We start from the raw sequence: 22,636 nt of genomic DNA on the forward strand, positions 1-22,636 counted from the left end.
TGGTAATGCGGTTTCTTGATAATCTGTCGATTGGTCCCAAAACCCTTTTGGTGCCGGTCTTCCTGATGATCGTCATTGTCGCGATGGGTACTGCCACTGTGGCAACCCTTGAAAGCGAGAAAGACACCCTTACCAGCCTTCGCGTTGAAGCCTATGAACGGCGATCCGATGCGCTAACACTCAGCAATGCCCTGAACGAGGCGCACGGATCGCTGTTTCGAATTCTGACTTGGGACTCAAACGGCATTAATGCTGCTGTTGTCCCCGATCTTCGTGAACAGGTCGCCAAACTCGAAGAAGAACTCGCCCCCCTTGCCCAGCGTCTTGCCGCTGTGGGTGGTGATGCCTTTACCGAGAACTATGCGAAATACATGGAACAGGTGAACCAGTTCCTTGTTGAAAGCGAAATGAACATATATGGCGCGCTGGAAGTGATTGCTCAGGCCGATGAAACCTTCCAGGCCCTTCAGGCGCCACTCAACGATATCCTTGCCCAATCGCATGAAATTGCCACCACCTCGTTTGCCAATGCCTATGCGCAGGCCGAAGCCCTGCAGCGTGTCTTTGTCATCGTTGCACTGATTGTTGTGGTTGTTGCGGTTGTTGTGTCGGTCTTCGTCTCCCGGCGCATTTCACGACCAATGACCGACCTTGCCGAATTGATCGAACAAATTTCCAATGGCGATCTTGATGTGAGTGTTCGCGGTGGACAACGCGCTGATGAGATCGGCAAAGTCGCACGCTCTGTCATGGTGCTGCGTGATCAGTCCAAGGAAGCAGAAGTCCTGCGTCAGGAACGCGAACGCGTGCGTGGCCTTGAAAGACAGCGTCAGCAAAACCTGATCGACGCCACCAATCATTTCCAGCGCGTCGTCCAGGAAGCCCTGTCCGGGTTTGATCAGGAATTCAGCTCGCTCAACGGATCTGCCAGCGACATGGAACAGATCGCAACCCTTGCAAGCGCACGGTCCGCCGACGCCAACCAGCATTCCGAGCAGGTTCTTCATCACATCGAAGCTGTTTCCCATACGACCGCAAGCTTGTCCGAAGCCATTGCTGAAATCGGCCAGCAGGCCCAGAACTCGGCCGAGGTTGCCGGACGTGCACGTTCCGAAAGCGAACAGTCACGTGCCCTGTTTGAACAGCTGACCAACGCCACCCAGCGGATCGGTGATATCGTCAGCCTGATCGAAGACATCGCCAACCAGACCAACCTGCTTGCCCTGAACGCCACGATCGAGGCTGCACGCGCCGGTGACGCCGGTAAGGGCTTTGCCGTTGTTGCGGGCGAAGTCAAAAACCTTGCCTCTCAGACCGCACGCGCGACCGAAGATATCGCAAGTCAGGTCGAAGAAATTCGTGGCCTTACCGATAACGTGGTCAATGCCTTGCACGGTGTTGCGGATGTGATTGGTGAGGTTGACCAGTCCGCCGCTGCCATCGCTGCTGCCGTTGAAGAACAACAGGCCTCAACAGCCGGTATTTCTGACAGCATTCAGGATGCCAATGGCGGTATGCGGACTGTGGCCGAGGCGGTTGGTGCGCTGGATAACGAAACAGCCCGCGTGCATAACGGTTCTGCAAACGTAACGCGCGCCACCAGCACATTGAATAACGAGGCCACCAAACTGCGTAACGCAATCGATAGCTTCCTTGAACAAATCGAGAAGAACAAGGCCGAAGCATAATGACGAGAACACCGGATGGTCGCTCAGGCGCCCATTGGATCAACCGACTTTCCGGTGTTTTGACACCCCAGTTTTTCAAAAAACTGTCGATTGCTTTGGGGATCGGCCTGATTGGCGGCTTGATCGCCCATTTCATCAATATGCCTCTGGCCTGGATGATGGGCCCGATGCTGGCAACGTTTGTCGCAAGCTTGCTGCGCGTGCCGATGGGTGTCCCGATGCAATTTCGCTCTGGCATTCTTGGCGTTATCGGTATTTTCCTCGGCGCATCCTTTACCCCCGATACGCTTGATCAGGCCGCAAAGTGGCCGATCAGCATGATTGCGGTTCTGCTGTATGTTCCGATCATCACATTCGTGATCACCTGGTTTTATTCCCGCATTGCCCGCCTGGATCCGGCGACAGCGCTGTTTTCCGCAACTCCGGGTGGCCTGACACCGATGGTCGTGCTTGGGGCCGCGGCTGGCGGCAATGAACAGGAAATCGCCCTGACGCAAGGTTTGCGTGTTTTGCTGCTGGTGATGTCCGCACCGCTGATTGTTTTGATGATCACGGGCGTTGTGGCGAACGGCCATGGCGATAGCCAATCGGTTCAAATGACACTGAATGAAGGCCTTTTGACCGCAGGTTGCGCGATCATCACAGTGCTGGTCTTTCGCAAACTACGCATCCCGGCGGCCTATATGACCGGTGCGATGGCGGCTAGCATGGTGTTGCACGTATTGGGCATCGTCGAGGGTAACCTGCCCGATTGGTTGCTTGCCGGAAGCCTGTTGATCCTCGGCTCTGCCATCGGCAGCCGGTTTTCGGGCGTCAAGATCGCTGTCCTTGTTCGTCTTGCGGGCTATTCGGTGCTGGCAACCTTTGTTGTCCTGGCCTTTACAGGCGGGGTTGCATGGCTCGTATCGCAATGGCTGGATCTTGATTTCATTGCCGTATTGCTGGCCTTTGCGCCGGGTGGCGTTGCTGAAATGTCCTTGATTGCGCTGGCACTCAATGTCGAACCGAGCTTTGTCGCCTTTCACCATATCGTGCGCATTTTCGAGATCGTGTTGCTGGCGCCGCTGCTTGCCAAGTGGTTTCAGCGCCACATGCAAAAGAAAGCCGCACGGCAAGATTAATCGTCTCCTGCCGCTATGCACATCTGATTAGCCAAACATGTCCTTGGTGATCCCGTCATACCAGGCAACAGATTCCTCAAATGTATGCCTGCGGACATCAGCACTTTCATCGGGTTGGCTGATAAAGGATGACGTGCTGGCAATCGCGCCATCAACATTGCCATATTGCGCCCCGACCTTGATCCCGTCATTGGTTTCGACAAGGCTCCAGCACGTATTGAGATAACGCGCCGGAAAGACCCGCATATCCATAAGATCCGCCATCAGATGCATCACCACCACTTTCGCCTGACTGTTGGCAGCTGATCCTGACTTTGGCATGGCGCCTGCGATGGACGCATCACCGATGACAAAGATGTTCTGATCGCGTTTGGACCGCATGCTTTCGGCATCCACCGGGCAAAATCCACTGTCATCTGACAGCCCCGCACCGATGGCAATGCTTCCGGCCTGCTGTGCCGGAATGATGTTGAGCAACGCACCGCGAAACGTATCAAAATCGGTCTCCACTGTTCCGGCTTCCACATCGACCCCCTTGATACCCCCGTGGATATTGGGTCCATACCATTCCACCATGCCCGGATAGTATTTCTCCCACCCTTCTGCAAAAAGCCCCTGTTTGGAGAATTTCTCCTTCGGATCAAGAACAACGATCGTGCAGTCAGTGAGCCCGCGTGCCTTAAGCGTATGGGCAATCATTGAAACGCGTTCATACGGGCCCGGCGGACAGCGATACGGATTGGGTGGTGCAACCATCACCACCTGATCACCATTTTTAAGGCCATCGATCTTTGATTTAAGTAATTGCGTCTGCGGCCCGGCCTGCCAGGCGTGCGCGGCAATTTCCGCCAGCTCCGCCGAATATCCTGGAACACTATCAAATATCAGATCAATACCCGGTGACAGGACCAGCCGGTCATAGGGGATGGTTTCCCCGGTTGATGTGCGCACCTGCTGGGCTGTGCGATCAATTTCTTCCGCCCGGGCTGTCACTTTGCGAATGCCATAATCATTGATCAGTCGATCATAGCCATGCGTGATCGACGCAAAATCACGATAGCCACCCAGATACAGGTTGGAGAAAAAGCAGGTCGTGTATTTCTCGGAATCCTCAATCAGGGTGATGTTGATTGCCCCACCGGCCTTTTCCGCCAAATGACGGGCCACCGTCGCCCCACCTGCACCGCCGCCAACAATCACGACATTCTTGCGGCCTTGGGCACGCAAAATGCCCGGCATTGCCATGACACCTGCACCGGCACCGAGAAACTTGTTGAACGTTCGCCTTGTGACATTGCTCATTTTCTTGTTCCTGATCCGTTGATTAACGACGTTTCACAAACTCCAACCTTTAGTCCTTGGTCGAGAAATAGGTCGCAAGCGCTGCCAATTCTTCCATACCAAGGCTTGTCATGATTGCCTGCATCACTGAATTTTCGCGCAGGCGATATTTGTATTCCAGCATCGCCTCGACAAAATACTCGCGCGGCAATCCGTCGATCACCGGGATCGCATGATTGGCCGCTTGTCGCTGATGACACGTCACACATTCTGTCGCCAGATAAGCGCCATAATCCGCATCACCGGGCACTGCCAACACCTGTCCGATGGCCTCACCCAATGGCATATTCGTTGTCGTTTTCTCCGCACCGGTCTCAGCAAATGAAAAGTTCGGGATCAAGAAGATCCCGAACGCAACACACAGCCAGATCCTATCAATGCCCAGCACCCGAAACACGCGCGCTATCAAAGCCCTGCCACCATCCGTTTCATGATGTTTCCGGTGACAATCACGCATTAATCAATCCCCCCGGCACCGTTTTCTTCATCACCGTCCGGCGTGACATCAAGAATACGCGCGCGCATTACGATCTCGGCCGGACCATCGCCACAGTTTTCCATGCAGGGTTCGACATTGGTCGCGAAATTTGCCTCTTCCAGACGATCATCGGGATAGAAGTTCTCTTCGTTAGGTAACGAAATCTCGCTAAAGGTTTCGTTGGATAACTCAAAGTCTTCTTCTGTGACAATGTCGTTCAAATACAACAGGTAAGCTGTAATTGCGTAGGTCTGATCCGCACTCAGCGACCGGGCATTACCAAACGGCATTGCCCGATGGACATAGTCAAAAATCGTCGAGGCGAACGGCCAATAGGACCCGATGGTCTTGACCGGACGGTCCGCCGTCAGGGTATCAAAGCCACCCGATAATACCGGCCAGCGCCCCTCACCTTCACCAAACACGCCGTGACACACCGCACAGTTTTCATCATAAAGCACGCCACCATCGGCCACCGTACCACTGCCAACAGGCAACCCGACACCGTCCGGACGCACATCAATATCCCACGCAGCAACTTCTTCGGGCAGTGCTTCGCGGCCAAGATGATAAACACCATGCTCAGGGATCACTGCATCCGCTGCTTTCAAAGCAGGTTCCGCCGCAGATGCGGTTTCAACAGGAGCAGCTGCAGGTGCAGACTTAGGTCCCGCTGCGGCTTGCTCCGCACTTTCCGAGAAGGTTGCCAGATAGGCGATCACATTGGCGATCTCGTCGTCTTTTTTCAGGCCGACAAAGGCCATCTTCGTACCTTTGACATAGTCGCGCGGTTTCGCCAGATATTCGGTCAGACTGTCGTGGTCCCAGACCAAACCTTCTTCACCGGCCTTGGTCATCGCCTTGGAATATTTGAAATCCTCAAGCGATCCTGCGACACGCCCAAAGATTTCATTGAGCTCTGGTCCGACCTTGTTTTTGGCCCCTTCACCCACGGCGTGACAGGCGGCACATTTGCGGAAAACCTTCTCGCCTGCGTCTGCATCTTGCGCGTTGGCATTGGTTGCCCATGCTGCGCCAAGCAGAACGATGCTTGCGGTAAACTTAAGAAACTTCGACATTTTCCGCCTCTCCGTTCGACTTCAGATACCAGGTCTGGATGCCATTATTGTGATAGATCGAGTTATCGCCGCGTGCCGCGCGCAGGGCGTCCTTGGTCGGCTGGACGTAACCCTGTTCGTCAATGGCACGCGATTGCAGATAAAGCGGCGATCCGTCCCAGCTGAACTCGTAATAGAAACGATGCAGCGACCGGCTAAGGCTCGGCCCGTCAATCCGGGCATGCTGCCAGTTGCGGCCACCGTCAATCGACACATCAACGCGCTTGATCTTGCCATGGCCAGACCATGCAACACCGGTAATGATTGTATGGCCGCGGCCATGGGTGATCGGCGCCTGCGGGCTTGGATTGGTGATGACCGATTTGACATCCATTGCCCAGGTAAAGCGCCGTGCACGGCCATCAGGCATAAGATCGGTATATTTCGACGTCTCTTCGCGGAGCTGCCATGGCTTATCGCCGACCTCGATCCGGCGCAGCCATTTCACCCACATATTGCCTTCCCATCCCGGAACGCACAGGCGCACCGGATATCCTTGTTCGGGGCGCAGGGCCTCGCCATTCATTTTGAAAGCAACCAGGCAGTCATCAAGCGCCTTTTCAATCGGGATCGAACGGCCCATACCCGATGCATCGGCACCTTCGGCCAGGATCCATTTCCCGGCTGGTTTAACGCCGGCCTCTTCCAGAAGTGTGCGCAGGCGGACGCCGGTATACATCACATTGTGCAGCATACCGTGGGTAAACTGGCAGCCGTTAAGCTGCGCGCCACGCCACTCCATGCCAGAGTTCGCCGCACATTCAAGGAAGTAGACCCGGTTTTCACGCGGGAAGCGCATCAGATCCTGCATGGTAAAGACAAGCGGCTTGTCGACCAGACCATTGATCATCAGGCGATGCTCGGCCGGGTCAACTTCGGCGACCCCGCTGTGATGACGCTCAAAGCAAAGACCATTGGGCGTGATGATGCCGTCAAGTTCATGCAACGGTGTGAAGTTGATCGACGATATCGGATCGGCGGTCAGCCATGGCACATCGCGACGTACGACATGTGCTTCAAACGGTGACGGCACACCATAAGGTGCGGCATCCACGCCCGGACCGGAATACTGGTTCCAGTCCTTGAGTTCCGTAATCGCCGGATCCGGGGGCCCGGCCGCCAACGCAGCACCGCCAGCAATTGCGGCAACCGCCGCCCCACCGGCGGCTGTTAGCCCACCCTGAAGAAAGCTGCGCCGACTTGGCACAAAGTTCTTATCTTTTTGAGGTTGTTTGGACATGGCTCTTGGTGCCCTCCCTACACATTCGAAATTTTATATATATTGAGGCGAAAAATGCCCTGCCCGGTGATTGGAACCGGCCAGGTGATTTCGCCTAGTTCATTCCAATCACTTTCACGGTGTCATTGCGTGGAATATCAATGACCTTGTGACGGGTAATGTAGTTTTCCATCAGATCGTAGACCGCTGGTCCTTCAACGCCTTCGTTGACGGATGCCCAACCGGCGACGACATAACTGCGATCCGCTTCAATCGGCTCGCCAGTCTTGATCATCGTCATGTTCGAGATACGGTTGCCGATGCTTTCCTTGGGCGCGCAGCTATAGGCCATGCCACCGACACGGACCATGTCACCCCCCTGTTGGAAGAACGGATCCTTGTTAAACAGGTTGTCACAAACGTCCTCGAGGATTTCCTTGATCTGCGTACCTGTGAATTCCAGACGATAAACCGACGGGTAATTCATGCTGGTCTGGTTATAAAGATCATCGATGGTGATATCGTCACCCGGAAGCAATGTCGTACCCCAACGGAATCCCGGGCTGAATGCCAGTTCGGCATCACGTTCTTCCATGATGCCCTGACAAATCAGGTCATCCCATGTCCCGTTGAAATTACCGCGGCGGTACAGCAAACCTGACGTCTTGCCGATAACGCGATTGCACTCGTCCTCATAAGGTGCGCGGACCTCGTCAATCTTGGCGGCCATTTCCGGATCGGGATCAATCACATCCGAGAACACCGGAATAAGTGCTGAATTATAATCGGTTACACGACCGTCTTTAACTTCCAGATCAACGCGACCCAGATATTTTCCGTGTGAACCCGATGACAAAAGCAACGTGTTACCGATCTTTATCGCCTCGGGCACGGCATCATGGGTGTGGCCTGTCAGGATGACATCAATGCCGTTCACAACAGTTGCCAGTTTCTGGTCCACGTCAAATCCGTTATGCGACAACAGGACGACCACAGCGGCCCCGGCCTCGCGCGCAGCATCGACATTGGCTTGAATAACTTCCGGGCGAATACCAAACGACCAGTTCGGAATCATCCAGCGCGGATTGGCAATCGGGGTATAGGGCATGGCCTGCCCGATAACTGCGACCTTGTGCCCGCCGGTTTCATAGAACGCTGTATGTTCGAAAACCGGTTCGTCCCATTCCGTGTCAAAAACGTTGCTGGCCAGGAACGGATAACCAAGATCATCAACGATCTCCTTGACCCGATCTTCGCCAAAGGTGAATTCCCAGTGCCCGACCATCGCATCCGGCTTGAGTAGCTTCATGCAATCAACCATGTCCTGCCCATTGGTCTTGAGCGACGTATAGGACCCCTGCCAGGTGTCACCACCATCAAGGAACAGCACGTTGCTATCCCCGCGTTCCGCGCGGATCGCCTTGACCAGCGTCGCGGTGCGATCAAGGCCGCCAAGCCGTCCATAAGTGCGCGCCATATCGACATAATCAACCATGGTATGCGCATAGGCGAGCGGACTGCCGCGCTTTATCCCGAAGTGGGACAGGAATTCCTCACCCACCAAGTGCGGCGGAATGCCTTCAAATGCCCCGACACCGTAGTTTTCTGATGGCGGGCGGAAATAGACAGGCTTTAGCTGAGCATGAACATCAGTGAAGTGCAAAAGCGTAATGCTGCCTTTGCTGTCAAACTTCAAAAGATCGTCCTGGGTCAGACGCTGTTGGGCGGCGACACGGGTCAAACTGCCCATATAGCCGGTCGCTGCGGTGGTCACAGCAGCCCATTGTAAAAATTGACGGCGCGAAAACATTTATTGGTGGCCTCCGGGCGATATTCACCTGTTCGGCAACGCGGCCGAGGCATTTAAAGGAAGAAAGCGGGGCAACCGGGAGGATAAGCCAATCACCCCTGTAGTAACTTTTGGGTCCTATTGGCGAACTGCCGGTGTCTCTACGGACAAGCCGGTGCCACGCCAGGTCACATAGACCTCGAGCGCCATCAGTTCGTCAGAAAACGCAGCCGGGAATTCCGCACGGGTATCACGGATGCAACCGCGGAAACGGTTATGCAGTGACACCAAGCTGGCCTGTTTCAGGCGATAGGTCGGGAACCCATTGACATTGCCCTGACTGAGATGGTCGGCGCGAATGTAGTTGCCATTGTTCTGTTCATGACAGGATGCACAGGACAGATTGAGCTGCCCGGTCCGGGTGTAATAAAGCTCGTTGCCCTTCTCCCACCAGCTTTGCATGTGCCCTTCGGCAAGATCAATCGCAACCGGCGTACCCAAAGACTGATGTTTGACATAGGCGGTCAACGCCTTCTGTTCAGGGGCGTCAAACTTGTAGGCTTCTGCCCCCATCTCTTCGGTGCGGCACTTGTTGATCTGAAGTTCCACATTGATCGGGCGGTTGGATGCTTGATCCCACTTCGGGAAGCTTGCCCCGACACCAGCCATGCTTTCCTCGGCATCCCCATGACAGGATGCACAGGATTTACCGGCACTTCCGTCAACCGTATTCCAAAGATCCGCACCGTCCTGCACTTCAAGCATTCCGGGGTTTTCAAAGGTATCGGTTTCCAAAAGACGCGTTTCTTCAGTTCGATACAGCCAACCTGACAGCACCTCGTCAAGCGGGTGACCTTCTGGCGGTGCCGCCCTGGTGATCATCTGGATTTCGCCGTCGATGACGAGTTCATCGTCAACCGGCCCACCGGCAAACGCAATCCCGGGGACAAGTGCGGTCATGGCAACCGCAGCAGCTTTGGCTATGATTTGGTTTCTCAAGACATTCCCTCCCGATACAGTGGCGGGCCCGTGATCACCTGGATCAAGGACCCGTCCCGAATCATTTTATGGCGATCTTGTTTTCAGTCTCGTAGACAGAACCGTCATCATCCAACCAGCTGAACTTGAATGTTCCAGCCTCGTTAACCTTGGCGGAAAACTCGATATAGGGGTTGGCGGAAATTGCCGGCTCGAGTTCACAGGAAAACACAGGCTTGCCGTTGAATTCACAGGTGAACTTGTTGATGATCTGGCGCGGGATGAGGTTGCCATCCTTGCCCTTGCGCAACCCTGATTCCATCGGATGGTTGATCAGCGTCTTGATGGTGATGACCTCACCAGCCGATGCGGATTTCGGCACTTTTACACGCGGTTTGATATTGTCCATTTGACTTTCTCCCGATCCGATCAGCCGCCGCAACCACCGATGGTCACTTTGACTTCTTTTTTATCCATGAAAACCTGCCCCTTACTGGTCTTTGCGACCGCAACCACATTCTGGGTTTTCGCAAGACGCATGCGGGTTTTCGCTTCGGCTGCACCGCTCATCGGCGTGAAGTGGAATACTGCGACATCCGGATTTGGGTTGCCTTCGGCAAAGATGACAACCGACTCAACGTAATCGTCATCCGTCATCGGGCTTGCCACAGACACCTCGATCGGCACGGTGTTGCCGTTTTCGGCAATTTCCGGCGTCGTCAGGGTCAGGTCACTGCCCATCGCGGGTTCTTTACCACCGGCAAAGTTTTTGATGCTTTCGGCTGTGGCTTCCGGCGTGGCAGAGGCGGACAGCGAAAAGCCGAACACTCCGGCTGCAGCTGCACCGACCGATGCACAAAGCATTTGGCGTCGTGTGAGATTCATCTTGGTTCCTCGGTGGTTGTTATTCTTTGAGCGTCGCCAAATAGGCCACGACATCTTCAACTTCCTGCGCGGTCAGGATTGTTTTGCCGACCAGATCTTCGCGGACATTGATGCCGACATTCAGCGAATAGAAACCCGGCATAACCGTCTCTTCGGAGAAAACTTCTTTGGCATCAGCCACGATGGCGCGAAGTTCGCCCTCGCTCCAGCGGTCGGCAGCACCGTCAAGCGGCGGCCCGACTTCGCCGTGGAACAGCTGGTCGCTTTGATCTTTGACGGCGTGACATGCCAGACAGTTACCAAGGCTGCGATTGGCAAAGACCTTACGCCCGTTTTCCGGGTCCCCCGGCTGGCTGGTCAATGACTGGGATACAGACATGTCATCGAATTTGACATCGGCAGGTGCAAGTGCATCAGCTGCGGCAAGGGCCGGAAGGCCAACGATCAGGCACGCAAGAAAGGTTCTTGGTTTCCAAGACATGGCGTTGTGGTTCCTCCTGTGACGATGCCCCTGCCCTCTGTGTGGCATATGAACATCCCCGGTCTGACATCTGGCGGCTCTGACGGCGCCTTTAGTTCAAGTTATTCAAACTCAACTTTTAATTCAACACATAAATATGATATTTTTAATGTTTCATGTTCTGAACTATTAATTATGCATTTATTCCAAGGGGGTGCTATTGCCCCAATCGCCCCTCTTCCTGAAGCTTCTGAATGATGCGGGCATGATATTTCTGGAAGTGCTCGTCGGTTTCGTAGCCCTTCTCGTTCACCCAGCGAAACATATTCAGGAACGTCCACTTGCCAAACGCGCCGGGCATGGTCGCAACCGCAGCCTCGGCGGCATTTTTGCCGTCTTCCGGGGCTTCTTCAGGCAGAAAAACGATGGTCGGGGTAAAGACATAGCCCCACTTGCGGGCGGCGGTTTTCTCGCTCAGCACGTCACCATCAAGATCAATCACTTCTTCGTCGCCAAACATGTTGTACTGGACGACCTTGAAGTTCTCCTTGATGTAATCGGATACCTCTGGATCGCTCAGCAGTTCGGTATGCATCTTGGCGCAATAGATGCAGCCGCGTTGTTCAAAGATCATCACCAGACGCTTGTTTTCATCCCGGGCGGCCGCGATATCGTCGGCAATGTCGCGAAATGTGATCGAAAACCAGTCCTGCTTGTGCAGACCATCTTCGCCAATGGTTTCCGCGTGCAATCCTTGTGACCAACTCATTACCAGCAAACCGGCGACCAGATATTTCGCCAAAGGCACTCCACGCAGCAGATGACGCATATTCATGACGCAACTCCTATCCGAGGGTCGAAAGCGAAGGGAAAGTCTCAAGCAACCATTGGGCGATGGCCGACATTTGTCCGGTCATGAACAAGACACCGGTCAACACCAACAAGATCCCCATCGCCCGCTCAACAGTGTGCATGTGTCGTTTGAATTTTCGGGACCAGCCAACGAATTGCCCGGCGAAAAGCCCCGCCAGCGCAAAGGGCAAACCGATTCCCAGCGAATAAACCGCAAGCAACCCTGCCCCGCGCAATGCCGTGCTTTCCGCCCCGGCAACAAACAGGATCGCGGCCAGTGCGGGGCCCACACACGGTGTCCAGCCAAAGGCAAAGGCAAGCCCCATCACATAGGCCCCGACAAGACCCGCCGGCTTTTTCGCAACATTGACCCGCGCATCGCGATACAAAAGCGATATCCGGAACACCCCCATAAAATGGAGGCCCATAACCGCAATCATGATCCCGGCAATGATCGATAAAATGTCGAAATAACTCGCCAGTGACTGGCCAATGACGCTCGCCGTCGCACCAAGGGCGATGAAAATCGTGCTAAAACCCGCAACAAAGGCCAATGCTGCAAAAAACACCTGGCGCGACTTCGCACTTGCGACCGCACGATCATCAAGATCCGCAACACTGACCCCTGCCAGATAGGCAAGGTATGGCGGTACAATCGGCAAAACACATGGCGTAAAGAACGACAACACCCCCGCAAGGAAGGCTGCGCCGAAACCAATATCGAGCAATTCATGTTCCTCCCGGCGCTGTGGGTATCTGATTTTGGAATTTGTTTATCAGCGCCTCTTCAAAGAATAGTATTTTTCATATATATAATTCAATCATAACTTTATGTAGAATTCAGACATATGAAAAAACCTCACATTTCCTGGGTGTTCCGGCTCACTCTGGCCATGATTTTCGCATCACAGATGTGGATTGGCTCTGCATTGGCGACCGAATTACTGATGCTTGAACAGAAGGGATGCGCATGGTGTGTGCGCTGGCATCAGGAAATCGGCGAAGCCTACCCCAATACCGATCAGGGCAAACTGGCCCCTCTTCGGCGTGTTGATATTCATGAATGGCCCGAAGACCTTGAACACATCGCGCGTGAACGTGTTACACCGACATTCGTGTTAATCAGCAACAACCGGGAAGTCGCCCGCCTGCGGGGTTATCCTGGCGATCATTTTTTCTGGCCGGTGCTTGACGAGATGCTCTCGCAATTGCCGAACGATTAGGAAAACTGTATATTCGGTTTGAAGCACAGTATCCAATCGTGTATTGACTTGGATGTCTGGCATAATCGGACATCTAATGGCTTTGGCCCTTTAACCGACGAGCACAGCAAACGATGGCCCTACCACGTTTCAAGCAAAACATGGACTCGACCGAAGCCGAAGCTCTCCTCAAGCAGGCGCGCAAGGCCAGCGAGATGCTCAAGGCGCTGTCGCATGAGACACGCTTGCTGATCCTTTGCATCCTGCAGGAAGGCGAAAAGTCGGTATCCGACCTCGAAGAAATTCTGTCCATGCCCCAGGCCGTTGTATCCCAGCAACTGGCACGGCTTCGCATTGATGGTCTGGTCTCGGCCCGCCGCGAAGGCCGCATGATCTATTACCGCATTGTCGATACGGAAATGGCGACCATCATTGGCACACTTTATGACCTGTTCTGTGCCCCGGTCCGCGACGAAGAAAAAGCCGCTGCCGAATAGGCGACAACTGCTGATCGAAAAAGCTTCCTTGAATTAGAACAGAAAAAACGTCACGATTCCGCCGACGCCTTGGCAAAAAATTACAATCAACAAGGCGGGAGGAAAACGTCATGCTGGGTTTGGATAATCCCTGGGCCCTGCCGCTTGTCGGTGTTTTGACCGGTATTGTGGTGGGATTTGTCGCACGTCGACAACATTTCTGTACGATGGCAGCCCTTGAACTCTATTGGTTTGCCGCCAACAGCATCGGTCTGCGTGCCTGGGTGCTGGCGGCCATCACCGCGCTGTTTTGTACCCAAACGTTTATCGCGCTTGGCGTTATTGATCTTTCCAACAGTTTCTACATCACCCCGACCCTGCCGATTGCGGGCAGCATTCTGGGCGGGCTGATGTTTGGCTTTGGCATGGCTTTTGTCGGCACATGCGGATTTGGGGCCATCATTCGTCTGGGCGGGGGCAATCTGCGTGCGCTGGTTGTCCTGACCGGTATCGGACTGGCGGCCATTGCTGCCCTTCGCGGCGTAACAGGCCATTTTCGTGTCTGGTTTCTTGATCCGCTGTCGATTGAGTTCACGTCAGCCGGATCGCAATCGATTGGCGCGATCGCATCAAACGCCAGCGGATTTGATCTGCAGTATCCAATCGCCCTGCTGCTCAGCGCCATCGGGCTTTGGTGGGTCTTTCGCAGTTCTGATTTCCGCGCCGAACGCGCCAAGGCGCTTGGCGCCATCACCATTGGTGCCTGCATATCGCTTGGTTGGGTCTGGACAACAAGCTTTGCAAAATATCGCTTTGTTGAAACCCAGATCGAGGCAGGATCCTTTGTCTCCCCGGTTGGCGACACGATCATGCAGATCATCACCGTTACCGGGGCCCTGCCCGATTACGGGGTCGGATTGGTGATCGGGGTGTTTCTGGGTGCTGCACTGGCCGCTTGGAAAAGCAACGACATGCGTTGGGAAGCCTGCGATGACGCCCGCGAACTTGGTCGCCACCTGCTGGGTGCATTCTTGATGGGAACTGGCGGCGTTTTCGCCCTTGGCTGCACCATCGGCCAAGGTGTCAGCGCCTTTTCAACGCTGGCAATCTCTTCGCCAATTGTGATGATCTCGATTGCCATCGGAGCGCGGGTGGGTCTTGGCGTTCTTCTTGAAGGATCACCGTTCGGGTTCCTGCGCGCAATATCGCTGCGCAAGCACGGTTAAAACAAGACCCAAGCAGCGATTATCCCGCCACAACAAACCGATATGCCGGACCTGCCCGCTCGATCACGCCAAGGCCCGGATGCGGCATGTGGAAGCCAATAATCCGCGATCCATCAACAGCAAGCCGATCAAGCAGCATCTTGCGCGTGGCAATGCCCTTTTCGGCATCCTGATCAGATCCGCTTGGCCATTCTGGATGGATCAGGGATACGGCAATATTGGTAATGGCATCACCCACCACAAGCGCACTGTTTGATCCGTCATGGATCATAAACGACGTATGCCCGGGTGTGTGTCCGGCGGTATCGACCGCCTCGACACCGGGTACCACCTCTGCACCATAATCGAACAACTCGATACGGTCCTCAAGGAAGACCATGCGGTTGCGCGCCCCAACCACAAAGCTTTTGCGCGCGTCGGGCGTTTTTTCAAGCGTATCCTCGGCCTGCCAGTATTCCCACTCGATCCGGTTCATGTGATAGCGCACGTCGGCAAAGATCAATTCGTCGAAATCATCAATCAGCCCCCACAGATGGTCGGGATGCGCGTGGGTAAAAACAATATCGGTCACTTCATCCGGGGTGACACCGGCCGCATCAATGTTGTCCATAAGCTTGCCGGCTGACGGCATGAAATTCGGGCCAGCGCCAACATCAAACATCACCACCCGATCACCACGGCGCAAAACGGTGATGTTGCAATCGGGCAGCAACGCATCCGTTGGTTGCCCTTCGGCCTTAAGCAACGCTACCAATTCATCCTGTGAAACATCGGGAAAGGCAAAAGATAACGGCAACATCAGATTACCATCCGATATGACCGTGATGTCTGACGCACCAAGTTTCAGGGAACCAAGCGCCGACGCGGCCGCGGGAAACAACCCGGTTGCCCCCATACCCGCCAGTGCCAACGACGATTTCAGAACATCACGACGAGACCAGGAATTGCTTCCAGACATTGCATCCTCCACATATATGTTTTTTTGAATGAATGCACTCATGGTTGATTTGGTCAACCTAAAAACATACCAAGTGGAGCTTTCCACACGCCAACAGCCCCGGATGCCACACCAAAGCCCGGGTACGACACCTAGGTCGCGTCGTGTGATTTTTTCTTTATTTACAACGAACTAAAGGAAACATTGATCTCACTGCATTCATTGTCGATCTACCGCCCTTTCAACAATCTCGTCGTGGTCCAGAACGGGGGCGACGTCGATATCACTGGCATCCATCATCCCTGAAACACGTTGCAGGGCTGCGATGAGAAACGTCTGTTCCCATTCTTCAAGATTGTTGAACTTGTCCGAAAAACGGTCATGAAGCGCCATCGGCGCGCGATCCAGAATAGCCCTGCCCTGATCGGTAAGCCTGACGAACACCTTGCGCTTGTCGGTGTCGCCGCGCTCGCGTGTCACAAGCCGCATCGCCTGCAACTTGTCGACAAGCGCCGTGGTCGATGCCTGGGCCAGATTAACCTTGGCCGCGATCTGGCCAACCGTCATCTCACCGAATTCCTCAAGCGATTGCAAAACAAGAAGCTGGGATGTTTTAAGCCCGGTCACCTTACCAAGCTTTTTGGCGTGGATATCACTCGCCCGCAAAATGCGGCGGATGGAGATCAACGCTTCATGCAATTTATCCATTGTTATTTTCCGGACGTTTTTCGTTTCTATAGCAAGCGTTGTTTTAGCCCCGGACCCGCGGCTGCGCAACGCTTTAAGACACTTTTATATCGAATTTCGATCATTTATTCCATCGATTATCGCTCTATTCAGGAAACAATATTTCATCGAAAGAATATTATCCTTATCGAAGGGCGATACATCAATGTTTAGCTTATTATCAATAGCTTACAGAGTTTCACAGGAAAGTCACAGAGAAGGGGTTGATCAATTTGTATCGTTGTTCTATACATCTCTCGCGACATAAATGATCGTGTATCGAAATAACAGAGCAGGCAGACCGATGAAAATTGCCAACACAAACGGCAATACCGGCCAGAAAGCCAACCTGATTATCCGTAAACCCAAGGCCACAGACGGCGCTGCGGTGAATAACCTCATTGCCGACTGCAAGCCGCTGGATGAAAACTCGATGTATTGCAATCTGCTGCAGTGCTCGCACTTCTCAGGCACGTGCGCGATTGCCGAACTGAACGGCGAAGCCGTCGGTTTCGTTTCGGGCTACATCGTCCCCGACCAGCCTGAACAGCTTTTCATCTGGCAGGTGGCAGTTTCGCCCAAGGCCCGTGGCCTGCGTCTGGCGAAGCGTCTGATCCTTGATATTCTGGATCGTCCGTCCTGCCACAACGTCTCGCAGCTGAACACAACGATCACCTCGACGAACGCACCGTCGCAGGGTGTCTTCCGTTCCGTTGCGCGCGAACTGGGTGCTGATGTTAAGCGCAAGGTCCAGTTTGAACGCGAAACACACTTCGAAGGCGCCGCTGCCAGCGAAATTCTTTGGCAGATCGGTCCGTTCGAGCGCGAAGACGTCGAACGCGTCGCCGCCTAATCCGGCTGACCTCATTTCCCCACTTGTCATACGCGAAATGGCATCGACCATTTCTGGAACATCCGGCACGCCGGAACGTTCGGTATGACAGGTGGACTTGATTTTCCCAATCTGAAAGAGGGAACTATGACTGTATTTGATCGCCTTGAATCGGAAGTTCAGAGCTATGCACGCTCCTTCCCCGTAACCTTTGAAAGTGCCGAAGGCGCTTGGCTGACCGATGTCGATGGCAACCGCTATCTTGATTTCCTTGCCGGTGCCGGTACGCTGAACTATGGCCATAACCATCCTGTCCTGCAGGAAAAGCTGATTGATTATATCAAATCAAACGGCGTCACCCATGGTCTGGACATGCACACCAAGGCCAAGGCAGCGTTTCTTGAAGCGCTCGAAGAGAAAATCTTCAAGCCACGTGACATGGAATACAAGGTCCAGTTTACTGGCCCGACCGGCACCAACGCCGTCGAAGCTGCTCTTAAACTGGCCCGTCGCGTCAAGGGCCGCGAAACCGTGATTTCGTTTACCAACGGCTTCCATGGTTGCACGCTTGGTTCGCTTGCCATCACGGGTAACGAACACCATCGTGGCGCTGCTGGCGTCTCGCTTGATAATGCTGTTGCCGTACCGTTTGACGGTTACATGGGTGACGGTGCTGATACCACCGAGTATCTGGATCGTGTCCTTTCGGACAACTCCAGCGGCATCGCCCTGCCCGCAGCCGTGATCGTCGAAACCCTTCAGGGTGAAGGTGGCCTGAATGCCGCTGACTTCGGCTGGCTCAAGAACCTGGAAAAGGTTTGCCGCAAGCATGACATCCTTCTGATTGTCGATGACATTCAGGCGGGCTGTGGCCGTACCGGTACGTTCTTTAGCTTCGAACCTGCTGGCATCACGCCGGACATCATCACGCTGTCGAAATCGCTTTCGGCGTATGGTCTTCCGCTTGCCGTGGTTCTGATGAAGCCGGAACTCGATGTCTGGCATCCGGGCGAACATAACGGCACCTTCCGTGGTAACAACCACGCGTTTGTGACTGCCGCTGCTGCGCTTGACCATTTCTGGTCGGATGACAAGTTTGCTGCTGATGTACGCGACAAGGCCGCGTTCCTCGAAACGCGCCTCGATGAAATCATTGATCGCTATGGCGATGGCAAACTCTATCGCAAGGGCCGCGGCCTGATGCAGGGTATCTGCTTTGAAAGCGGCGAACTGGCATCAAAGGTCACCAAGGAATGCTTCAAGCATAACCTCGTGATCGAAACCAGTGGTCCGGAAGATGAAGTGGTCAAATGCCTTGTGCCGCTGATCATCTCCAAGCAGGATCTGGCACATGGACTGGAAATCCTTGAACTGGCAACTGCCAAAGCCATGGGCAAGGACGTTTCCCCGTCCAAAGCAGCCGCTGAGTAACACAGTTTGGGCGACGCTTGACTGCGTCGCCCGGCCCCACAACTTAATTATATCAAAGAGTTAAAAATGATTGTTCGTACTCTGAAAGAATGTGAAGCATCCGGTCGCCGCGTGGTTTCGGACAACTGGGAAAGCACCCGCCTGTCGCTTGCCGAAGATGGCATGGGTTTCTCGTTCCACATCACCACCATTTATGCCGGCACCGAAACCGAGATTTGCTACGCCAACCATTTCGAGACGGTTTACTGCATCTCGGGCAATGGCGAAGTCGAAACCATTGCTGACGGCAAGAAATACAAGATCGAGCCGGGCACGGTTTACATCCTCGACAAGCATGACCGCCACTATCTGCGCGGTGGCACCGAGGACATGGTTGTTGCCTGTGCCTTCAACCCGCCGCTGAATGGCCGTGAAGTGCATGACGAGAACGGTGTTTATCCGCTCGATGGCGAAGCACTCGCAAGCTAACAATTTCTCTGGTCGGGCGGCCCCTAACGACTGCCCGACCATTTAAAGCATATTCTTTAAAGGAAACGCCCCTAAAGGAGGCAACATGCTTTCAGCCCAGAAAAACAAGGACGCAGGGCATAGCGTTCACAAGATCGGCGGTACGTCGATGACCCAGGTTGATGCGGTCATGGACAACATACTTGTCGGCAACCGTAAGGAAGACGAACTTTACAACCGTGTCTTTGTTGTTTCGGCATATGGCGGTTTTACCGACCTTTTGCTGGAAAACAAAAAGACCGGTGAACCGGGCGTCTATCAGCTTTACGCCGGCTCGGAAACCGATTGGGCCTGGGGCGATGCCTTGACCAAGGTCTCCGAAAAGATGTGCGCCATTAACGAAGAAATTTTTGGCGACGCGCCGGAACTGAAACTTGCCAATGCCTTTGTACAGGAACGCATTGAAGGCACGCGCAGCTGCCTGATGGATCTTCATCGCCTGTGCAGCTTCGGTCACTTCAAGCTTGAAAAGCATCTTCTGACCGTACGTGAAATGCTGTCAGCCATTGGTGAAGCGCATAGTGCGCACAACACCATGCTGCTCCTGCGTGCCAAGGGTGTAAATGCGGTCTTTGCCGATCTTTCGGGCTGGCGTGAGCCAGAGGCCTCTACCCTTGATGGTCGTATTGGAAAGGTGTTTGATGACATCGACCTTTCCAAACAGCTTGCCATTGCGACGGGCTATGCCCAGTGCAGCGAAGGCCTCATGAGCATCTATGGCCGTGGCTATAGTGAAGTGACCTTCTCGCGCATTGCTTGCCTGACCCAAGCGCGCGAAGCGATCATTCATAAGGAATTCCACCTGTCGAGTGCCGATCCGCGCATCGTCGGCGAAGATGCTGTGCGCCCGATTGGCCGCACAAGCTACGACGTGGCCGACCAGCTGTCGAACATGGGCATGGAAGCCATCCACCCGCGCGCAGCCAAAGGCCTTCGTCAGAACGATATTCCGCTGCGGATTGCCAATACCTTTGAACCGGAACATCCGGGCACGGTTATTGACGATCATTGGGAACCGGAAAACAGCCGTGTTGAAATCGTGACTGGCGTTCCGACCGCGTTCGAGATTGAAGTCTTCAATCAGGATATGGTTGGTGTTCCAGGTGGCGAGGAAGCGATCCTGAACGTTCTGAAACGTTACAAGGTCCCGACCGTCACCAAGAACCTGAACGCCAATACGATCACGCATTACGTGTCGGCACCGCTCAAGCAGATCCGCCGTTGCGTTGACGAGATCGAGGCAAATCAGCCAGAGGCAACCGTTCAGACCCGTAAGGTCGCGATTGTCTCGGTGATTGGTGCCAACATCGAACAGCCGGGTCTGTTCGCCCGTGCGGTATCGATCCTTGATGATGCCGGTGTCGAACTGGTGGCATCCCACTATCCGAGCCGCCGCGTTGATCTGCAGTTTGTTGTTGCCGAAGGCGACTTCAACAAGGCGATCGTCGCCCTGCATCGCGGCCTCGTCGAAGGCAAAAAAGAAGAAAGTGCATCATCCAAGCAAACCAAGGATGACAGCACCGAAAAACAGGAAAAGCTCAAGGCTGCATAAGCCAAAAGGGCATCCGAACATCACAGCAAAACCCTCAAGTGCCGCATTAGCCTTGCGGGTTTTGTTTTGCCTTGATCATATGCTTGTCAGTTTTGATGCAGCGCGATAGGACTTAAAGGATAAACGGGGCACACCAGCAAAACAGACGGGACATCGACATGACCACGCATAACAGCAAAGCCATCAACGAACTGCTCGACGTCATGGCAAAGCTGCGCAATCCCGATGGTGGCTGCCCGTGGGATCTCGAACAGGATTTCTCCACCATTGCCCCCTACACCATCGAAGAAGCCTACGAAGTGGCCGATGCCATCGCCGATAACGACATGCCCGAGCTTTGCAACGAGTTGGGCGATCTGCTGTTGCAGGTGGTGTTCCATGCCCAGATGGCGAAGGAAGCCGGTCATTTCGAGTTCGAAGACGTCGCCAACAGCATCGTTTCAAAAATGATCAGCCGCCATCCGCATGTATTTGGCGACGGGGATGCCACGACGACCGATGGCGTCAATCAGACTTGGGAAAAGATCAAGGCCGCCGAACGCGCCCGGAAGGCCGAAGACAAAGGCCACGAACGCCACAGCGCCCTTGATGGGGTCGCAAGCGCTCTGCCCGCGTTAATGCGTGCAGAAAAACTCACCAAACGCGCCGCGCGTGTCGGGTTCGACTGGCCCAGCACCGATGAAGTCTTTGACAAGCTTCACGAAGAAATCGACGAACTCAAAGCCGAGATGACCCAAAATCCGGATCCGGCCCGCCTGCAGGATGAACTTGGCGATATGTTGTTTGTGATGGCCAATCTGGCGCGCAAGATCGGCGTTGACCCCGAAGTGGCACTTCGCGGCGCAAACCACAAGTTCACCAAACGCTTCCACTTCATCGAAGACGAACTGGCACGCGACGGCCGCACAGCCGCGGACTCAGATCTGGCTGAAATGGATAGTCTCTGGAATTTGGCGAAGAAGACTGAACGCGGTCAGGTCTGATCACACTCAGGTAAAGAGCGGTATCAGAATTTCATTGATTTCTGCCCACAGCTCCTCGGAGCTGGCGCATAAAAGCCCGGCCGCCGTGGCATTGGCATTATATTCATTGTTCTTGTCGGCGGTGATATAGCGCGCATAGCCACCAGCCTCACGCACCAGCAACGTTCCCGGCGCATGATCCCAAGGTTTAAGTGTCCGATAGGCACAGAAATCAAACGCACCACGCGCTGTTTCCTCATACTCGGCACCACAGCAGGAATAATGCGCAACATCGGCAAAGAAATCGAGATGGCCGTAATGCTTGCGGATGCGGTCCCGGGCGTATGAAATCAGAAAACCTTTGGCATCAGACGCCTTGGTGATGTTGGAACGCACGGAAACCGGCTGATCCTGGTAGCGCGTCCCCGACCCCAGTTCAGCAACGGTTGCTGCCCCTTCAATCGGATCAACAATCCAGGCAGCAACGGTTTCACCACCAGAATAAAGGCCGACCATGCAACGGAACGGTTGTTTGTGATGGGCAAAGTTCTTGGTGCCATCCACCGGATCAATGATCCAGAACGGATCATCGCCAGCAAAGATCCGCTCCTGTAAAGTCGGGTCTTCATGGGCGGCTTCTTCTCCAAGTGCGCGGCTGCCCGGCAAAAGATCGGTCAAACGGCGGGTCAGAACGCGTTCGGCTTCAGTATCGGCAATCGTCACCAGATCCATTGCATGGGTCTTGGTATCGATATCGGCATCATCCAACTGGCCAAAACGCGGGGCAATCTCAGCAGCCGATACTTCCCGAATGATTTCGGTCACTTTGTCCATATCGACTTTAATCGCCACGCGT

General features: G+C 54.3%; 24 protein-coding genes. 10 read left to right on the forward strand and 14 right to left on the reverse strand.

Annotation, left to right across the window (positions count from 1 at the left end; translation table 11 throughout):
- The first annotated feature begins 5 nt into the window (after positions 1-5).
- Together DY252_RS12485 and DY252_RS12490 are read left to right on the forward strand one after the other, a co-directional pair.
- Entirely contained in the window at positions 6-1,688 is a 1,683-nt protein-coding gene (locus tag DY252_RS12485; RefSeq protein ID WP_064789191.1) for a methyl-accepting chemotaxis protein, read from the forward strand.
- Entirely contained in the window at positions 1,688-2,809 is a 1,122-nt protein-coding gene (locus DY252_RS12490) for an AbrB family transcriptional regulator (protein ID WP_064789190.1), read from the forward strand. The genes DY252_RS12485 and DY252_RS12490 overlap by 1 nt, the downstream gene beginning before the upstream one ends.
- A 27-nt stretch (positions 2,810-2,836) precedes the next feature.
- Here DY252_RS12490 and DY252_RS12495 read toward each other — a convergent pair whose 3' ends face one another.
- The 11 genes from DY252_RS12495 to DY252_RS12545 all read right to left on the reverse strand — a co-directional run bounded on the left by DY252_RS12495 (position 2,837) and on the right by DY252_RS12545 (position 12,657).
- Positions 2,837-4,111, reverse strand: coding sequence for an NAD(P)/FAD-dependent oxidoreductase (locus tag DY252_RS12495; protein ID WP_064789189.1), 1,275 nt, complete (start codon positions 4,109-4,111; stop codon positions 2,837-2,839).
- A gap of 49 nt (positions 4,112-4,160) precedes the next feature.
- Entirely contained in the window at positions 4,161-4,607 is a 447-nt protein-coding gene (locus DY252_RS12500) for a c-type cytochrome (protein ID WP_064789188.1), read from the reverse strand.
- Complete coding sequence (locus tag DY252_RS12505; protein ID WP_064789187.1) at positions 4,607-5,707, reverse strand: c-type cytochrome; 1,101 nt, start codon at positions 5,705-5,707, stop codon at positions 4,607-4,609. Before DY252_RS12505 ends, DY252_RS12500 begins: the two co-directional genes overlap by 1 nt.
- Positions 5,691-6,986 carry a sulfite dehydrogenase gene (gene soxC / locus DY252_RS12510; protein ID WP_064789186.1) on the reverse strand — a complete coding sequence of 432 codons (1,296 nt, stop codon included), beginning with the start codon at positions 6,984-6,986 and terminating at the stop codon, positions 5,691-5,693. Before soxC ends, DY252_RS12505 begins: the two co-directional genes overlap by 17 nt.
- A 94-nt stretch (positions 6,987-7,080) precedes the next feature.
- Positions 7,081-8,775 carry a thiosulfohydrolase SoxB gene (gene soxB / locus DY252_RS12515; RefSeq protein ID WP_064789185.1) on the reverse strand — a complete coding sequence of 565 codons (1,695 nt, stop codon included), beginning with the start codon at positions 8,773-8,775 and terminating at the stop codon, positions 7,081-7,083.
- A 117-nt stretch (positions 8,776-8,892) separates the two neighbouring features.
- Positions 8,893-9,753, reverse strand: a complete 861-nt coding sequence (gene soxA / locus DY252_RS12520) for a sulfur oxidation c-type cytochrome SoxA (RefSeq protein ID WP_129542727.1) — start codon at positions 9,751-9,753, stop codon at positions 8,893-8,895.
- A 61-nt stretch (positions 9,754-9,814) separates the two neighbouring features.
- Positions 9,815-10,141: a thiosulfate oxidation carrier complex protein SoxZ gene (soxZ, locus tag DY252_RS12525; RefSeq protein WP_064789183.1), complete on the reverse strand. Its 327-nt coding sequence runs from the start codon at positions 10,139-10,141 to the stop codon at positions 9,815-9,817.
- 20 nt (positions 10,142-10,161) lie between these two features.
- Positions 10,162-10,617, reverse strand: coding sequence for a thiosulfate oxidation carrier protein SoxY (gene soxY, locus DY252_RS12530; RefSeq protein ID WP_064789182.1), 456 nt, complete (start codon positions 10,615-10,617; stop codon positions 10,162-10,164).
- 19 nt (positions 10,618-10,636) lie between these two features.
- Complete coding sequence (gene soxX / locus DY252_RS12535) at positions 10,637-11,098, reverse strand: sulfur oxidation c-type cytochrome SoxX (protein ID WP_064781412.1); 462 nt, start codon at positions 11,096-11,098, stop codon at positions 10,637-10,639.
- Positions 11,099-11,294: 196 nt separating this feature from the next.
- Entirely contained in the window at positions 11,295-11,912 is a 618-nt protein-coding gene (locus DY252_RS12540) for a SoxW family protein (protein WP_082923503.1), read from the reverse strand.
- A gap of 10 nt (positions 11,913-11,922) precedes the next feature.
- Positions 11,923-12,657, reverse strand: a complete 735-nt coding sequence (locus DY252_RS12545; RefSeq protein WP_064789181.1) for a cytochrome c biogenesis CcdA family protein — start codon at positions 12,655-12,657, stop codon at positions 11,923-11,925.
- Positions 12,658-12,777: 120 nt separating this feature from the next.
- Here DY252_RS12545 and DY252_RS12550 point away from each other — a divergent pair, with 120 nt between their 5' ends.
- The 3 genes from DY252_RS12550 to DY252_RS12560 all read left to right on the forward strand — a co-directional run bounded on the left by DY252_RS12550 (position 12,778) and on the right by DY252_RS12560 (position 14,833).
- Positions 12,778-13,152, forward strand: a complete 375-nt coding sequence (locus DY252_RS12550; RefSeq protein ID WP_064789180.1) for a hypothetical protein — start codon at positions 12,778-12,780, stop codon at positions 13,150-13,152.
- A gap of 113 nt (positions 13,153-13,265) precedes the next feature.
- Positions 13,266-13,628, forward strand: a complete 363-nt coding sequence (locus tag DY252_RS12555; RefSeq protein WP_040823953.1) for an ArsR/SmtB family transcription factor — start codon at positions 13,266-13,268, stop codon at positions 13,626-13,628.
- A gap of 110 nt (positions 13,629-13,738) precedes the next feature.
- Entirely contained in the window at positions 13,739-14,833 is a 1,095-nt protein-coding gene (locus tag DY252_RS12560; RefSeq protein WP_064789179.1) for a YeeE/YedE family protein, read from the forward strand.
- 19 nt (positions 14,834-14,852) lie between these two features.
- Here the strand turns inward: DY252_RS12560 and DY252_RS12565 are convergent, their stop codons facing one another.
- Both DY252_RS12565 and DY252_RS12570 read right to left on the reverse strand, forming a co-directional pair.
- Positions 14,853-15,791 (reverse strand): MBL fold metallo-hydrolase, encoded by a 939-nt coding sequence (locus DY252_RS12565; protein WP_064789281.1) that lies wholly within the window; start codon positions 15,789-15,791, stop codon positions 14,853-14,855.
- A gap of 198 nt (positions 15,792-15,989) precedes the next feature.
- The gene (locus DY252_RS12570) at positions 15,990-16,478 is read right to left on the reverse strand and encodes a MarR family winged helix-turn-helix transcriptional regulator (protein WP_064789178.1); all 489 of its coding nucleotides are present in this window, start codon (positions 16,476-16,478) and stop codon (positions 15,990-15,992) included.
- A 322-nt stretch (positions 16,479-16,800) separates the two neighbouring features.
- On the opposite strand from DY252_RS12570, the gene ectA reads away from it, so the two are divergent.
- The 5 genes from ectA to mazG all read left to right on the forward strand — a co-directional run bounded on the left by ectA (position 16,801) and on the right by mazG (position 21,801).
- Positions 16,801-17,349 (forward strand): diaminobutyrate acetyltransferase, encoded by a 549-nt coding sequence (gene ectA, locus DY252_RS12575; RefSeq protein ID WP_008891074.1) that lies wholly within the window; start codon positions 16,801-16,803, stop codon positions 17,347-17,349.
- 126 nt (positions 17,350-17,475) lie between these two features.
- Complete coding sequence (gene ectB, locus DY252_RS12580; protein WP_064789177.1) at positions 17,476-18,759, forward strand: diaminobutyrate--2-oxoglutarate transaminase; 1,284 nt, start codon at positions 17,476-17,478, stop codon at positions 18,757-18,759.
- Between the two features lie 66 nt (positions 18,760-18,825).
- Entirely contained in the window at positions 18,826-19,227 is a 402-nt protein-coding gene (locus tag DY252_RS12585; RefSeq protein ID WP_008891076.1) for an ectoine synthase, read from the forward strand.
- Between the two features lie 85 nt (positions 19,228-19,312).
- Entirely contained in the window at positions 19,313-20,818 is a 1,506-nt protein-coding gene (locus DY252_RS12590; RefSeq protein ID WP_063089486.1) for an aspartate kinase, read from the forward strand.
- A 158-nt stretch (positions 20,819-20,976) separates the two neighbouring features.
- Positions 20,977-21,801, forward strand: coding sequence for a nucleoside triphosphate pyrophosphohydrolase (gene mazG / locus DY252_RS12595; RefSeq protein ID WP_064789176.1), 825 nt, complete (start codon positions 20,977-20,979; stop codon positions 21,799-21,801).
- Positions 21,802-21,807: 6 nt separating this feature from the next.
- On the opposite strand, the gene DY252_RS12600 is transcribed toward mazG, so the two are convergent.
- Positions 21,808-22,632 (reverse strand): inositol monophosphatase family protein, encoded by an 825-nt coding sequence (locus DY252_RS12600; RefSeq protein ID WP_082923502.1) that lies wholly within the window; start codon positions 22,630-22,632, stop codon positions 21,808-21,810.
- Between the last annotated feature and the right edge of the window lie 4 nt (positions 22,633-22,636).

The organism is Thalassospira indica, assembly GCF_003403095.1.
Lineage (GTDB): Bacteria > Pseudomonadota > Alphaproteobacteria > Rhodospirillales > Thalassospiraceae > Thalassospira > Thalassospira indica.